This is a genomic window from Micromonospora sp. GCM10011542, assembly GCF_042650685.1.
Classification (GTDB): domain Bacteria; phylum Actinomycetota; class Actinomycetes; order Mycobacteriales; family Micromonosporaceae; genus Micromonospora.
In genome coordinates this window covers 138,133-152,103 of record NZ_JBHSBO010000050.1, presented here as the reverse complement: position 1 = coordinate 152,103, position 13,971 = coordinate 138,133, and the positions used below count along the sequence as shown (strand labels likewise).

8 protein-coding genes and 2 pseudogenes are annotated in these 13,971 nt (G+C 76.6%); all 10 read right to left on the bottom strand.

Going from position 1 to position 13,971, the window contains the following annotated elements; genetic code table 11:
* Positions 1-55 precede the first annotated feature (55 nt).
* Positions 56-279: pseudogene (locus ACFOW4_RS19045) on the bottom strand (4Fe-4S binding protein); the annotation flags it as partial.
* Positions 267-2,039: a precorrin-3B C(17)-methyltransferase gene (gene cobJ, locus ACFOW4_RS19040; RefSeq protein WP_377529512.1), complete on the bottom strand. Its 1,773-nt coding sequence runs from the start codon at positions 2,037-2,039 to the stop codon at positions 267-269. The pseudogene ACFOW4_RS19045 and the gene cobJ, both read right to left, overlap by 13 nt.
* Positions 2,027-3,358, bottom strand: a complete 1,332-nt coding sequence (gene cbiE, locus ACFOW4_RS19035) for a precorrin-6y C5,15-methyltransferase (decarboxylating) subunit CbiE (protein ID WP_377529731.1) — start codon at positions 3,356-3,358, stop codon at positions 2,027-2,029. The genes cobJ and cbiE overlap by 13 nt, the downstream gene beginning before the upstream one ends.
* Positions 3,322-4,389, bottom strand: a pseudogene (locus ACFOW4_RS19030) (cobalt-precorrin-5B (C(1))-methyltransferase); the annotation flags it as partial. The pseudogene ACFOW4_RS19030 and the gene cbiE, both read right to left, overlap by 37 nt.
* Positions 4,386-5,249: a precorrin-4 C(11)-methyltransferase gene (gene cobM, locus ACFOW4_RS19025; RefSeq protein ID WP_377529510.1), complete on the bottom strand. Its 864-nt coding sequence runs from the start codon at positions 5,247-5,249 to the stop codon at positions 4,386-4,388. The pseudogene ACFOW4_RS19030 and the gene cobM, both read right to left, overlap by 4 nt.
* The gene (gene cobI, locus ACFOW4_RS19020; RefSeq protein WP_377529509.1) at positions 5,246-6,043 is read right to left on the bottom strand and encodes a precorrin-2 C(20)-methyltransferase; all 798 of its coding nucleotides are present in this window, start codon (positions 6,041-6,043) and stop codon (positions 5,246-5,248) included. The genes cobM and cobI overlap by 4 nt, the downstream gene beginning before the upstream one ends.
* Entirely contained in the window at positions 6,040-7,446 is a 1,407-nt protein-coding gene (locus tag ACFOW4_RS19015; protein ID WP_377529507.1) for a cobyrinate a,c-diamide synthase, read from the bottom strand. The genes cobI and ACFOW4_RS19015 overlap by 4 nt, the downstream gene beginning before the upstream one ends.
* Positions 7,440-8,051, bottom strand: a complete 612-nt coding sequence (cobO, locus tag ACFOW4_RS19010; protein WP_377529505.1) for a cob(I)yrinic acid a,c-diamide adenosyltransferase — start codon at positions 8,049-8,051, stop codon at positions 7,440-7,442. Before cobO ends, ACFOW4_RS19015 begins: the two co-directional genes overlap by 7 nt.
* Complete coding sequence (locus ACFOW4_RS19005) at positions 8,051-10,306, bottom strand: VWA domain-containing protein (protein WP_377529502.1); 2,256 nt, start codon at positions 10,304-10,306, stop codon at positions 8,051-8,053. Before ACFOW4_RS19005 ends, cobO begins: the two co-directional genes overlap by 1 nt.
* The gene (cobN, locus tag ACFOW4_RS19000) at positions 10,303-13,971 is read right to left on the bottom strand and encodes a cobaltochelatase subunit CobN (protein WP_377529501.1); all 3,669 of its coding nucleotides are present in this window, start codon (positions 13,969-13,971) and stop codon (positions 10,303-10,305) included. The genes ACFOW4_RS19005 and cobN overlap by 4 nt, the downstream gene beginning before the upstream one ends.

The following is a 13,971-nucleotide window of genomic DNA, read 5'->3' as shown; positions in this document are numbered from 1 at the left end:
CGAGCACGATGCCGCCCAGGCGGGCCCGTTCGGCGCGGCTCCACCGGCCAACCGGGGGTGCGGTGCTGACGGCGGTCGTACTCATCGGATTCCTCCACGTTCTTCGGGGTCGGCGACGCGGATCGCGTCCACCGGGCAGATCTCCAGGCACTCCAGGCAGCCGGTGCAGCGGTCGGCGCGGACGGTCAGGCCGCCGGCGACCGGCCGGATCGCGTGCGTGGGACAGGTGAGCAGGCAGGCGCCGCAGCCCTGGCAGGCGCCGATGGTCACGAGCGCCACCGGTACCCCCGGGGCGTGACCATCCGACCGGCGACCAGCCGGGTGTCGCTGCTGCCCACCACCACCACGCTGTACATGTCGACCGCCGCGGGGTCGAGGGTCGCCAGGGTGGCCAGATGCACCCGCTCGCCGTCGCGGCTGGCGTTGCGCACCACGCCGACCGGGGTGTCCGGCGGTCGGTGCGCGGCGAGGATCGCCAGGGCCCGGCCGAGCTGCCAGTCCCGGGCCCGGCTGCGCGGGTTGTAGAACAACGCCACGAAGTCGCCCTCGGCGGCGGCGGTCACCCGGCGCTCGATGACCTCCCACGGGGTGTGCAGGTCGGACAGGCTCAGGTACGCGTGGTCGTGGCCGAGCGGAGCGCCGAGCAGCGCGCCGGCGGCCAGCGCGGCGGTCACCCCGGGCACGCCGACCACGTCGATCCGCTCGTCGGCGTACTCCAGGGCGGGGCTGGCCATCGCGTACACCCCCGCGTCGCCGGACCCGACCAGCGCGACCGCCCGGCCGGCGGCGGCCTCGGCGACGGCGGCCCGGGCCCGCGCCTCCTCCGCGCCCAGTCCGCTGGCCAGCACCCGCGTGCCCGGGCGCAGCAGGTCGCGCACCTGGTCGACGTACTGGTCCAGGCCGACCACCACGGCGGCCCGACGCAGCTCGGCGACCGCGCGCGGGGTGCGCAGGTCGGCCGCGCCCGGCCCGAGCCCGACCACGGCGAGCCGGCCGCGCGGCGCGTGCCGCGCCACCGCCACGGTCGCCATCGCCGTGGCGGTCTTCGGCACCAGCAGCTCGGCGGCGCCCGGCCGTCCGTCGGCGCCGAGCAGCGCGGCGGCCTCGGCGACGCTCGGCGTGCCGACCGCCGCGCGCACCACCTCGCTGGGGTGCGGCACGTCCACCGCCGCCAGCCGCGTCGCGGGCCAGGTCACCAGGGGTACGCCGAGCAGGTCGGCGGTGCTCACGATGCCCACCTCGTCGGCCTTGACGTCGGCGCTGGCCAGGCAGCGCAGGCTAGCCGGGCTGAGGCCGGCCTCGGCCAGCACCCGGTGCAGCAGGTCGCGCACCTCGTCGGCGGGCACGCTGCGGCTGGCCCCGATCCCGGCGACCAGCGACGGGGGTCGCAGCACGGCGGTCCGGTCGTCGAGCGGCACCAGCCGGTCGGTGACCAGCAGCCGGTACCCGCCGGACGGCACCGCACCGTCGCCGCCGGTGGCGACGCTCCCGGTGCCGGCGGATGCGGCGCTGGCCCGGGGCTGGACGTTCGACGGCAGGGCGGGCAGCGGCCAGTCGGCGTCGGCGACCAGGCGGACCGGTTCGCCGTCCAGGATGGCCCGGGAGACCGCGGCGACGGCGCCCTCCACCGGCCAGCCCAGGGTGTCCAGGCCGGGCAGGTCGACCGCGTCGGTGGCGGTGGTGATCACCGGCCGCGCGTCGAGCAGCGCGCCGACGGCCTCGGCGAGGGCGTTGCCGCCGCCGGCGTGCCCACCGAGCAGGGCCACGGCGTGCCGAGCCGCCTCGTCGACGACCACCACGGCCGGGTCGGTGCGCTTGTCGCCGAGCAACGGCGCGAGGATCCGCACCACCGCGCCGGTGGCCAGGAACGCGACCACCGCGTCACACCCGGCCCAGGCGGTCCGCAGCGCGTCGGTGACGCCATCCCCCTCGACCAGCCGGGCGTGCGGCCAGGCGGCGGCGACGGTACGGGCGTGTCTCCGGCCGGCTGCGGTCGCCGCGACCAGGCCGATCCGGGCGTGCGAGGTCAGGTCGTGCACGGGCGCTCCCCGGTGAGGACGACCACCGGGTTGGTGGCCGCGAGGCGGATCGACCCGCCCGGCAGGTCGGCGAGGCGGGCGGCGGAGAGCTGGCTGCCCTCGACCGTGTAGCCGGCGGCGCGCAGCAGCGCCACGGCCGGCGCGACCCGGTCCAGGGCAGCGAGGGTGAGCACCACCCGGCCGGGGCGGCGGGCCACCACGGCGGCGAGGACATCGGTGCCGCCCCCGCCGACGAAGACCGCGTCCGGTTCGGGCAGCCCGGCCAGCGCCGCCGGGGCCCGGCCGGTGACCAGCCGGACGTCGACGGCGTGCGCGGCGGCGTTGGCCCGGATCGCGTCGGCGGCCTCGACGTCCTGCTCGACGGCGAGCACCGCCGCGCCGAGCAGGGCGCACTCGATGCCTACCGATCCGCTGCCCGCGCCGACGTCCCACACCAGCCGGCCCAGCCGGGGCCGCAGCCGGGCAACGACGAGGGCGCGCACCTCCGACTTTGTGATCATGGAGTCGCGGTGGGCGTAGGCGCTCTCCGGCAGCGCCCAGCCACCGACCGGCGCGGCGGCCGGCTGGTTGTCCCACCGCATCCCGCCGGGATCGGGTGTGGCGAGGCTGAGCAGCACGTGCGGGTCGGCCCACGTCTCGGCGGCGGCCTGCTCGGGAGTGACCTCGCGGATCCGTTCGGCGTCGGTGCCCAGGTGCTCGGCGACCAGCAGCCGGCGGGCCCAGCCGGCCAGCCCGGCGCCCACCTCGGCGGCCCCGGTGCCCGGGGCGGTGAGCACCGCCACCAGCGGCAGCGCCCGACAGGCGTTCAGCGCCGGCCGCGGGTCCCGGCCGTGCGCGGTGACCACGGCGGCGCCGTCCCAGGGCAGCCCGGCGCGGGCGAAGACGGCGGCTACGCTGGACACCGCCGGCACCACCCGCAGCGGCAGCCCGGCCGCGCGCAGCCGCCGGACGATGCCGAACAGGCCGGGATCGCCGCTGGCCAGCACCACGGCGGGTACGCCGGCGGCGACGGCGGTGGCCAGCCGGTCCACGGCGGGGGCGAGCGGCCCGAGGGTGACGGTGGCGGCGCCGGGCGGTACGGGCACCGCGGCCAGGTGCCGGGCGGCGCCGACCACCAGCCCGGCGGCGGCGAGGGCCGGTGCCAGGGCGGGGTGCGCCGGCGCGCCGGCCGCATCCAGGCCGACCACGGTCACCGTGCTCATCGCAACCACCGGCCGGTGGAGGCGACCGTGCGACTGCCGGCGAAGTCGACCATCGCCACGTCCACCGTGACGGCGTGCCCGGCGAAGCGCAGCAGCACCTGGCGGACCCGCTGGCAGAGCAGGTCCCCGGCCGGGCCGAGCAGCCCGGCGGCCTCCCACAGCTCGTACGCGTGCCGACCGGTGTTCGCCCCGGTCACCGCGGCGACAAGCGCCGGGTCGCCCCCGGCCTCGGCGGTGACGGCACCGAGCAGGGAGAGGTCCACCTTGGAGCGGGTGTAGTGGGTCATCAGGATGCCGGCGGCAAGCTTCGCCAGCTTGCCGGCCATGCCGACGAACACCACGCCGGTCATGCCGTCGGCGACGGCGGCGGTGACCGCCGCGCCGGTGAAGTCACCCACCTCGACGAAGCAGACCTCGGGCAGCTCCGGCAGCAGCGCGCGGGCGGCCCGCTCGGTGCGTCCGCCGGTGCAGAGCACCACGGTCCGCTCGCCCTGCGCGGCCATGACGTGCACCGCCTGCACGACGCTGGCCCGCCAGGAGGCGGTGGAGAAGGGACGGACGATCCCGGTGGTGCCGAGGATCGAGATGCCGCCGAGAATGCCGAGGCGCCGGTTGGTGGTCTTCCGTGCCATGATCTCGCCCCCGGGGACGCTGATCACCACCTGGACGCCGACCTCGGCCAGGTCGACCACCTCGGCCACCGCCTGGTTGATCATGCGGCGCGGGGTGTCGTTGATCGCCGGACCGCCGACGGCGAGCCCCAGACCCGGCTTGGTGACCGTGCCGACGCCCGGCCCGCCGGCCAGACGCAGCCCGGGGGCCTCGGCCCAGTCGACGGTGGCGGTCAACTCCGCGCCGTGGGTGACGTCCGGGTCGTCGCCGGCGTCCTTGACCACGACCGCCTCGGCGCGCTCCGGCGGGACGCCGGTCAGCTCGCAGCGGGCGACCGGAAAGCGGACCCGCTGCCCGGCCGGCAGCCCAATCTCCACCTCGGGCTGCGGCGCACCGGTGACCAGCGCGGTCACCGCCGCCTTGGCCGCCGCCGTCGCGCAGGCGCCGGTGGTCCAGCCGGTGCGCAGCGCGGTGGGCCGGACCTTCGCGGTCCGCGGCAGATCCGGCTCCCGCAGCGGCGGTTCCGGGTACGTCACTCGGAACCGCCCACCGTGTCGGCCAGGCGGGCGGTGGTTTCGGCGGCGGGGCGGGACGCGCCGCGGCGGCGCAGCTCGGCGCGGGCGGCCGGCTCGGCCCGGCGGTAGGTGTGGAAGTGCCCGGGGTGGTACAGGTGCGAGCGGGTGCCGGTGGCGGCCAGCGCCGGCCCGACCAGGAAGAGGGTGTGCTTCCAGAGCCGATGCTCCTTGACCGTCGCCTCCAGCGTGCCCACCGTGCAGCGCACCACCAGCTCGTCCGGCCAGGTCGCCTGGTACGCGACCACCGCCGGGGTGTCCGCCGGGTAACCGCCGGCGAGCAGCTCGGCCTGCACCTGCCCGGAGCGGGCGGCGGAGAGGAACAGCGCCATGGTGGTGCCGTGGCGGGCGAAGTCGCGGACCCGCTCCCCCTGCGGCATCGGGGTCTTGCCACCCTCGAGTCGGGTGAGGATCACCGACTGGGCGACCTCGGGGACGGTCAGCTCCCGCCCGACGATCGCCGCGACGGCGGTGAACGACGAGACCCCGGGCACGATCTCGACGGCCAGGCCGAGCGCCCGGCACAGGTCCAGTTGCTCCTGCACCGCGCCCCAGAGCGCCGGGTCGCCGGAGTGGATCCGGGCCACCGTGAGCCCCCGCTCGGCGGCCCGCTCGTACAGCGGCAGCACCCCCTCGATGGGCAGTTGCGAGGAGTCGACGATCTCCGCGTCCGGGCGGGCGTGGCCGAGCACGTCGGCGTGCACCAGGCTGGCCGCCCAGATCACCACGTCGGCCTCGGCGATCACCCGGGCCGCCCGCAGGGTCAGCAGGTCCGCCGCGCCGGGACCGGCCCCGACGAACCACACCTTGCCGGTGTTGGTCACAGTTTTCCTCCTCGCCCGTCCCGGCGGGCCGGGACCAGCAGCGTCGACAGGTACGGCAGGTCGTGCTCGGCCTCGTCGACCGGGCCGATCCACTCGCCGGGCAGCCCGAGGCCGCGACCGAGCACGGCGTCGGTGAGCCGGCCCTGCCGGCGCAGCTCGCCGACCAGCTCCGGGTGCCGCCGCCAGCCCTTGTAGGCGACGACGGTGCCCGGGCCGGCCAGCGCGTCGGCGAAGAGCGCCAGCCCGGCGGTGGCCGGCAGCAGGGTCAGCGGCTCGCGTCCCTCGCAGAGCGGGGTGCCGCTGCGGGCGGCCAGCTCCTGCATGGCGGTGATGCCGGGCACGGTGGCCACCCGCACCGCCGGGCGCAGCGCCCGCAGGCTCTGCGCGAGGTAGCCGAAGGTCGAGTAGATGTTCGGGTCGCCGATGGTGGCGAAGGCGAGCGACCGGGCGCCCGCGTCGACCGCCTCGGCCACGATCTGGGCGGCGGCGTCCCACGCGGCGGCCCGCCGCGGCGTCACGCCGCCCCGGTCGTCCAGCGCGAACGGCAGCCGGCGCAGCCGGTGCGCCGCGACGTGAGCCAGCACGGTCCGCTCGGCCCGCCCGACGTCCGGCGCACCGGCCGTCGCGGTCGAATCGTCCCGATCCGCCATCACGGGTACGAAGACCAGGTCGGCCGCGCGCAGCACCCGCACCGCCTTGACGGTGAGCAGTTCCGGGTCGCCGGGCCCGACACCGACCCCGGTCAGGGTCGTCTCCGCCGACCCGGATCGGCCGGCAACGTGGTCGGCGGTCATCGGCACGCCTCGACCAGGCGGCGGGCGGCGGCCGGGTAGCCGGCCCAGTGGGTGTGCAGGTAGGAGGCGTGCACCCCGCCGGCGACGAAGCCGTGCGCCGCGCCGTCCCAGCGCCACGCCGGCCGCTCGCCGTGCCCCGGGTCGGTGGTGGTGCGGTGGAACTCGTGGCCGCGTACCGGCTCGCCGGCCGGGGCGACCGGGGAGTCGGTGGCCGCGACCGCCTCCCGGTAGCCGAGGGTCAGCCGGCCGGTCATCCGGGCGGTCAGGTCGAGCCGCCCGCACATGGGCGCGTCGTCCAGGGACCGGCCGAGGTAGAGCAGCCCGGCGCACTCGGCCACGATCGGCCCGTCGAAGGCGGCCAGCTCGGCGCGGAGTGCCGTGTTGCCGGCCAGCTCCTGGGCGTACGCCTCGGGGAAGCCGCCGCCGACGACCACCGCGCGGGTGCCGGTGGGCAGCGCCGGGTCGCGCAGCGGGTCGACGGTGACCACGTCGGCGCCGGCCGCGGTGAGCAGTTCGGTGGTCTCCGCGTACGAGAAGGTGAACGCCGGGCCACCGGCGACCGCGACCAGCGGACGGTCCCCGCCGGCCGGGCCGCCGACGGCGGCGACCGGGTCCCAGGCGGGCGCGGTGAGCGGCGGGGCGGTCCGGGCCAGGTCGAGCACGGCATCCAGGTCCACCGTGGACTCGATCAGCTCGGCGAGGGCGGCGACGATCGCGAGGGACTCGGGTGCCCGCTCGGCGACCGGGACGAGGCCGAGGTGCCGGGCCGGGGCGGCCACCTCGGCGGCCCGGGTGACCGCCCCGAGCACCGGTACGCCCACCTCCGCCAGCGCGTCGCGCAGCAGCATCTCGTGCCGGGGCGAGCCGACCCGGTTGAGGATCACCCCGCCGATGCGCACCGCCGGGTCGAAGGCGGCCATGCCGAGGGTGAGCGCGGCGGCCGAGCGGCCCTGTGCGGTGGTGTCGAGCACCAGCAGCACCGGTGCGTCGATGAGCCGGGCGACGTGCGCCGTGGAGGCGAAGCTCCGCCGGCCGACCGCGCCGTCGTGCAGGCCCATCACGCCCTCCACCACCGCGACGTCGGCGGGCGTGGGGACGCTCGCGCCGTGCCGCAGCAGCGGGGCGATCCGCTCCGCGCCGACCAGGAAGGGGTCGAGGTTGCGGCCGGACCGGCCGGCGGCGAGCGCGTGGTAGCCGGGGTCGATGTAGTCCGGGCCGACCTTGTGCGGGCTGACGGTCAGGCCGCGACGGCGCAGCGCAGCGAGCAGCCCGGTGGCCACGGTGGTCTTGCCGTGCCCGCTGGCCGGTGCGGCCACCACCACCCGGGGCAGCGCCCAGGGCGTCGCCGGGTCGGTCGGCCGCAGCCCGGTGAGCACCGACGGCGTCGCCGGGCCGGTCACCATTCGATGCCCTTCTGGCCCTTCTGGCCCGCGTCCATCGGGTGCTTCACCTTGGTCAGCTCGGCGACCAGGTCGGCCGCGTCGACCAGGCGGGGATCGGCGTCCCGACCGGTGATCACCACGTGCTGGAAGCCGGGCCGGTCGGCCAGGGTGGCGACCACCTCGTCGACGTCCACCCAGCCCCATTTCATCGGGTAGGTGAACTCGTCCAGCACGTACAGCCCGTACCGCTGGGCGGCCAGGTCGCGCTGGACCTGCCGCCAGCCCTCCAGGGCGTCGGCCGCGTGGTCGGCCTCGCCGCCGCGCTGGATCCAGGACCAGCCCTCGCCCATCTTGTGCCAGGCCACCGGTGCGCCCTGACCGGTGCGCTCGTGCACCTCACCCAGCGCGCGGAAGGCGTTCTCCTCCCCCACCCGCCACTTGGCGCTCTTGACGAACTGGAACACCCCGATCGGCAGGCCGGCGGTCCAGGCCCGCAGCGCCAGCCCGAAGGCGGCGGTGGACTTCCCCTTCATCTGTCCGGTGTGGACGACGAGCAGCGGTCGGTGCCGCCGCTGCCGGGTGGTCAACCCGTCGGCGGGCACGGTGGAAGGCTTCCCCTGCGGCATCAGCGATCTCTCCTGTCGGTGGTGGCGGCGCCGGTCGCGATCTCGGCGAGCGGCGCGGTGGTGACGGCGTCCAGGGGGTGGTGGGGAGCCTTGAGTTGGGTGGCCAGGCGGCGGCCCAGGTTCAGGCGGACCGGGCCGGATTCGCAGTCGACGACGACGCAGGGTGCGCCGGTGGCGGCGAGGACCGCCGCCGCCGCGGCTGCCCGGTCCAGCGGGCGCTCGCCCGCCGTGGCCCGGCCGTCGGTGACGACCAGGACCAGGGGACGGCGCTTCGGGTCGCGCAGCCGCTCCACCCGCAGCAGGTCGGCCGCGGCGAGCAGTCCCTCGGCCAGCGGGGTACGCCCGCCGGTGGGCAGCTCGGCCAGCCGGATCGAGGCGGCCAGCACCGACGAGGTGGCCGGCAGCAGGGTGCGTGCCCCGCTACCCCGGAAGGCGATCACCGCCACCTTGTCCCGCCGCTGGTACGCGTCGGTGAGCAGGGCGAGCACCGCATCCTTGACCGCCGTCATCCGCTCGCGGGCCCCCATCGACCCGCTGGCGTCCACCACGAACAGCACCAGGTTGCCCTCGCGCCCCTCCCGGACCGCCTCGCGCACGTCGTCCGGGCGCAGCCGCAGCGGGCCGGTGCGCCGGCCCCGGGCCGCCTGATGCGGCGCGGCCGCGCGGACCGTGGCCGGCAGGTGCAGCGCGGCCACCCGACCGACCGGCACCCGGGCGCCGGTGGTGCGCCCTCGCCCGGTGCGGGCGCGGGACCGCCGACCGGGCACCCCGTCGCCGACCCCGGGCGCGGTGAGCAGCCGCGCCTTCAGCCCACCCCGGGGTACGGCCACCGACTGACCACCGGCGCCGGCGTCGCCCGGACGGGGTTGGCCACTGCGCTGGTCGTCGCCGTCGCCCGGCCGACCACCGTCAGCTCGCCCGTCCCAGCCGTCCTCCGGCCACCCGGCGGGGCTGTGCGGCCCGCTGTCCCCGGCGGTCGGACCCCCACCGGGTTCACGTCGGTCGGTGCCGTCGGTGCCACGCCCGTCCGGGTCGCCCCCGCCGAAGCCACGACCGTCCTCAGGGGTCCCATCCGAGCCACCGGGACCACCCGGACCGCCAGGGCCACCCGGACCGCCAGGGCCACCCGGACCGCCAGGGCCACCTGGGCCACCTGGGCCACCTGGGCCGCCGTCCTGCGGGCTGCCGCCGTCCGGGTCGTGGCCGTCGGGGCCGCCGTCGTCCGGGTCGTCGTCGGGGTGTTCGTCCTGGGCGCGCTGCAACGCCTCGTCGAGGCGCTTGTCGTCCAGGCCGGGGGTGTCGAACGGGTCGCGGCGGCGGCGGTGCGGCAGGGCCAGCCGGGCGGCCACCCGGACGTCGTCGATGGTCACCCGGTCCCGGCCGTGCCAGGCGGCGTGCGCCATCGCGGTACGGGCGGTGACGATGTCGGCGCGCATGCCGTCCACGTCGAACGCGGCGCATACCTCGGCGATCTGGCGCAGCGAGGAGTCCGGCAGCCGTACCCGGGCGAGCCGGTGCCGGGCGGCGGCCACCTGACGGGCGATCCGCGCGTCGGCGTCGGCCCAACGGGCGGCGAAGCCGGCCGGATCGGCGTCGGCGGCGAGCCGGCGGCGGACCACCTCGACCCGGACCTCCGGGTCTCGGCTGGCGCCGACCTCGACGGTGAGCCCGAACCGGTCGAGCAGCTGCGGGCGCAGCTCCCCCTCCTCCGGGTTCATGGTGCCGACCAGGAGGAACCGGGCGGCGTGGCTGACCGATACGCCCTCCCGCTCGACGTGGCTGCGGCCCATCGCCGCGGCGTCGAGCAGCAGGTCGACCAGGTGGTCGTGCAGCAGGTTGACCTCGTCGACGTAGAGCACGCCGCGGTGCGCGGCGGCCAGCAGGCCCGGCTCGAAGGCGCGTACCCCCTCGCCGAGGGCCTTCTCCAGGTCCAGCGAGCCGACCACCCGGTCCTCGGCGGCGCCGACCGGCAGCTCGACCAGCCGGGCCGGCCCGGTCTCGGCGGCGGTGCCGGCCGGGTGCGGGCCGTCCGGGCAGGCCGGATCGGGGTCGGCCGGGTCGCAGCCGAACCGGCAGCCCGCCACCCGCCGCACCGGCGGCAGCAGCGCGGCGAGCGCACGCACGGCGGTGGACTTGGCGGTGCCCTTCTCACCACGGACGAGGACCCCGCCGATCGCCGGGGAGACGGCGTTGAGCAGCAGCGCCAGCCGCATGTCGGCCATGCCGAGCACGGCACTGAACGGGTAGGTGGTCATGCGTGCTCCTCCAGGTCGCCCTCGCTGGCCAGGTACGTGTCGCGGAGCCGGTCCAGGGTCGCCGGCTCGGGTTTGGCCCACAGGCCCCGGTCGGCGGCCTCCAGCAGCCGCTCGGTGATGCCGCGCAGTGCCCACGGGTTGGACCGCTCCAGGAATTCGCGGGTGGTGTCGTCGAAGACGTACGCGGCGGTCAGGTGCTCGTACATCCAGTCGTCGACCACGCCGGCGGTGGCGTCGTAGCCGAACAGGTAGTCCACGGTGGCGGCCAGCTCGAAGGCGCCCTTGTAACCGTGCCGGCGCATCGCGGCGATCCACTTCGGGTTGACCACCCGGGCCCGGAACACCCTCCGGGTCTCCTCGCCCAGCGTGCGGGTACGCACGTCGTGCGGCATCGCCGAGTCACCGACGTACGCCTCGGGCGAGGCGCCGGTGAGGTGGCGGACCATCGCCACCATCCCGCCGTGGTACTGGAAGTAGTCGTCGGAGTCGACGATGTCGTGCTCGCGGGTGTCCTGGTTCTTCACGGCCACCGCGATCCGGGCGAACGAGCGTTCCATGTCGGCCCGCGCCTCACGCCCGTCCAGGCCCCGGCCGTAGGCGTAGCCGCCCCACACCGCGTACACCTCGGCGAGGTCGGCGTCGCTGCGCCAGGTGCGGGCGTCGATCAGCGGCAGCAGACCCGCGCCGTACGCCCCGGGCTTGGAGCCGAAGATCCGGGCGGTGGCCCGCCGCTCGTCGCCGTGCTCGGCGAGGTCGGCGGCGACGTGCGCCCGGACGTAGTTCTCCGCGTCCGGCTCGTCCAGCGCGGCGACCCGCCGTACGGCGTCGTCGAGCAGCGCCACGACGTGCGGGAACGCGTCGCGGAAGAACCCGGAGATGCGCACGGTGACGTCGACGCGGGGCCGGCCCAGCTCCGCCAGCGGCACCACCTCGACGCCGGTGACCCGTCGGGACCGGTCGTCCCACACCGGGCGGCAGCCGAGCAGGGCGAGCACCTCGGCGATGTCGTCGCCCTGGGTGCGCATGGCGCTGGTGCCCCACACGGTCAACCCCACCGAGCGGGGGTACGCGCCGGTGTCGGCGAGGTGCCGGGCCAGCAGCGAGTCGGCCAGGGCCACGCCCACGTCCCAGGCGTTGCGGCTGGGGATGGCCTTCGGGTCGACGGAGTAGAAGTTGCGGCCGGTGGGCAGCACGTTGACCAGGCCGCGGGTCGGTGAGCCGGACGGGCCGGGTGGCACGAACCGACCGTCCAGCGCGCCGAGGGTGTGGGCCATCTCGTCGGTGGTCCGCGCCAGCCGGGGCACCAGTTCGGTGGCGGCGAAGCGCAGAACGGCGGCGGCGTCCGGGATGGGTCGCCCGGTCACCTCCGCGACAACGGCGTCGACCGCCTCGGCGTCCCAGTCCAGGGTCTCCATGCCCACGACCAGCCGACGGGCGACCGCCTCGATCAGGTCGACGGCGTCGGCGGCGGTGCCGGACGGCCCGTCGACGATGTCGGTCAGCGCCGCCGGCAGGCTCAGCCGCTGTCCCGGCGAGGCGAGCAGTTCCTGCTCGTCGAGCCCGTACGCGCCGGCGAGCGCCTGCCGCAGGCCGGGCAGGGCGCGGGTGCCGCCCCAGACCTGCGGGGCGCGCAGCACCGCGAGGACCAGGTTGATCCGCGGTTCGCCGGTGGGCGCCTCGGCGAGGATGTGCAGGCCGTCGCGGATCTGCACGTCCTTGATCTCGCACAGGTAGCCGTCCAGGTGCAGCACGAAGTCGTCGAAGTCGTCGGCGTCGGGCATCGCCTCGGCGTGCAGGTCGTGGTGCAGCTCGGCGGCGCGTACCAGGTCCCAGATCTGCGCCCGCACGGTGGGCACCTTTGCCGGGTCGAGGGCCTGCACGGTGGCGTACTCGTCGAGCAGTTGTTCCAGTTTGGCCAGGTCGCCGTAGGTTTCGGCGCGGGCCATGGGCGGCACCAGGTGGTCGACCACGACGGCGTGCGCGCGCCGCTTGGCCTGGGTGCCCTCGCCGGGGTCGTTGACGATGAACGGGTAGACCAGCGGGAGGTCGCCGAGGACCGCGTCGGGGGCGCAGTCGGCGGCCAGGCCGAGCCCCTTGCCGGGCAGCCACTCCAGGGTGCCGTGCTTGCCCAGGTGGACCACGGCGTCGGCGCCGAAGCCGCCGTCCGCGACCGGCGCGGCCAGCCAGCGGTACGCGGCCAGGTAGTGGTGGCTGGGCGGCAGGTCCGGGTCGTGGTAGATGGCGATCGGGTTCTCCCCGAAGCCGCGCGGCGGCTGGATCAGCAGCACCACGTTGCCGAAGCGCAGCCCGGCGAGCACGATGTCCCCGCCGTCGGTGTAGAGCTCACCGGGCGGCTCACCCCAGTGCTCCCGCATCCGCTCGCGCAGCTCGGCGGGCACCTGGTCGAACCAGCGCCGGTACGTCTCCCCCGGCACCCGGGCCTCGGCGGCGGCGAGCTGCTCCGGGGTGAGCCACTCCACGTCGTGCCCGCCCGCGGCGATCAGCGCGTGGATCAGCGCGTCGCCGTCGTCCGGGACCGGGCCGTCACCCAGGTGGTAGCCGGCGTCGGCCAGCGCGGCGAACAGCCGGACCGCCGAGGCCGGGGTGTCCAGGCCGACCGCGTTGCCGACCCGGGAGTGCTTGGTCGGGTAGGAGCTGAGCACCACGGCGACGCGCTTGTCGGCGTTGGGCACGTGCCGCAGCCGCGCGTGGCGCACCGCGATGCCGGCCACCCGGGCGGCGCGCTCCGCATCGGCGGCGTAGACCGAGAGCCCGTCGGCGTCGATCCGCTTGAACGAGAACGGCACGGTGACGATCCGGCCGTCGAACTCGGGAATGGCCACCTGCATGGCGGCGTCCAACGGGGACAGTCCCGCGTCACTGCCGGCCCACTGCTCGCGGGTGCTGGTCAGGCAGAGCGCCTGGATGACCGGCACGTCCAGCGCGGCCAGCGCGCCGACGTCCCAGGCGTCCTCGTCGCCACCGCCGGAGGCGTCCGCGGCCACCGCGCCACCGGCGGCGAGCACCGTGACCAGCAGCGCGTCGCAGCGCGCGAAGAGTCCCAGCGGACCCGCGCCGACGGTCAGCCCGCGCAGCGAGCCGCAGAAGATCGGCAGCGGGTTGCCCCCGGCGGCGCGTACCGCGTCGGCCAGCACGTCGACGAAGCCGGTGTTTCCGGCAAGCGCGTGCGCCCGGTAGAAGACGATCCCCACGGTGGGCCGCTCCGGATCGGCCGCCGGGTCGCCGTGCACGCCGTACGCGGAAGTGGGTGCGGGCGGGGCGAAGCCCTCGCCGGTGAGCAGCACCGTGTCGGAGAGGAACCGGGCGAGCTGCCCCAGGTTCTCCGGCCCGCCCTCGACCAGGTAGGACAGCGCCTCGGTGACCACCCCGGACGGCACGGTGGAGACCGCCATCAACTCCGCGTCGGGCACCGCCTCACCACCGAGCACCACCGTGGGTACGCCGCTGGCGAGCACCTCGGCCAGGCCGTCCGGCCACGCCTGCCGGCCACCGAGCAGGCGTACGACGGCGAGGTCCACCCCGTCGAGCAGGGCGGGTACCGCGTCGGCGGCGACGCGGGCGGGGTTCGCCAGTCGGTAGTCGGCGCCACTGGCCCGGGCGGCCAGCAGGTCGGTGTCGGCGGTGGACAGCAGCAGGATGCGCAC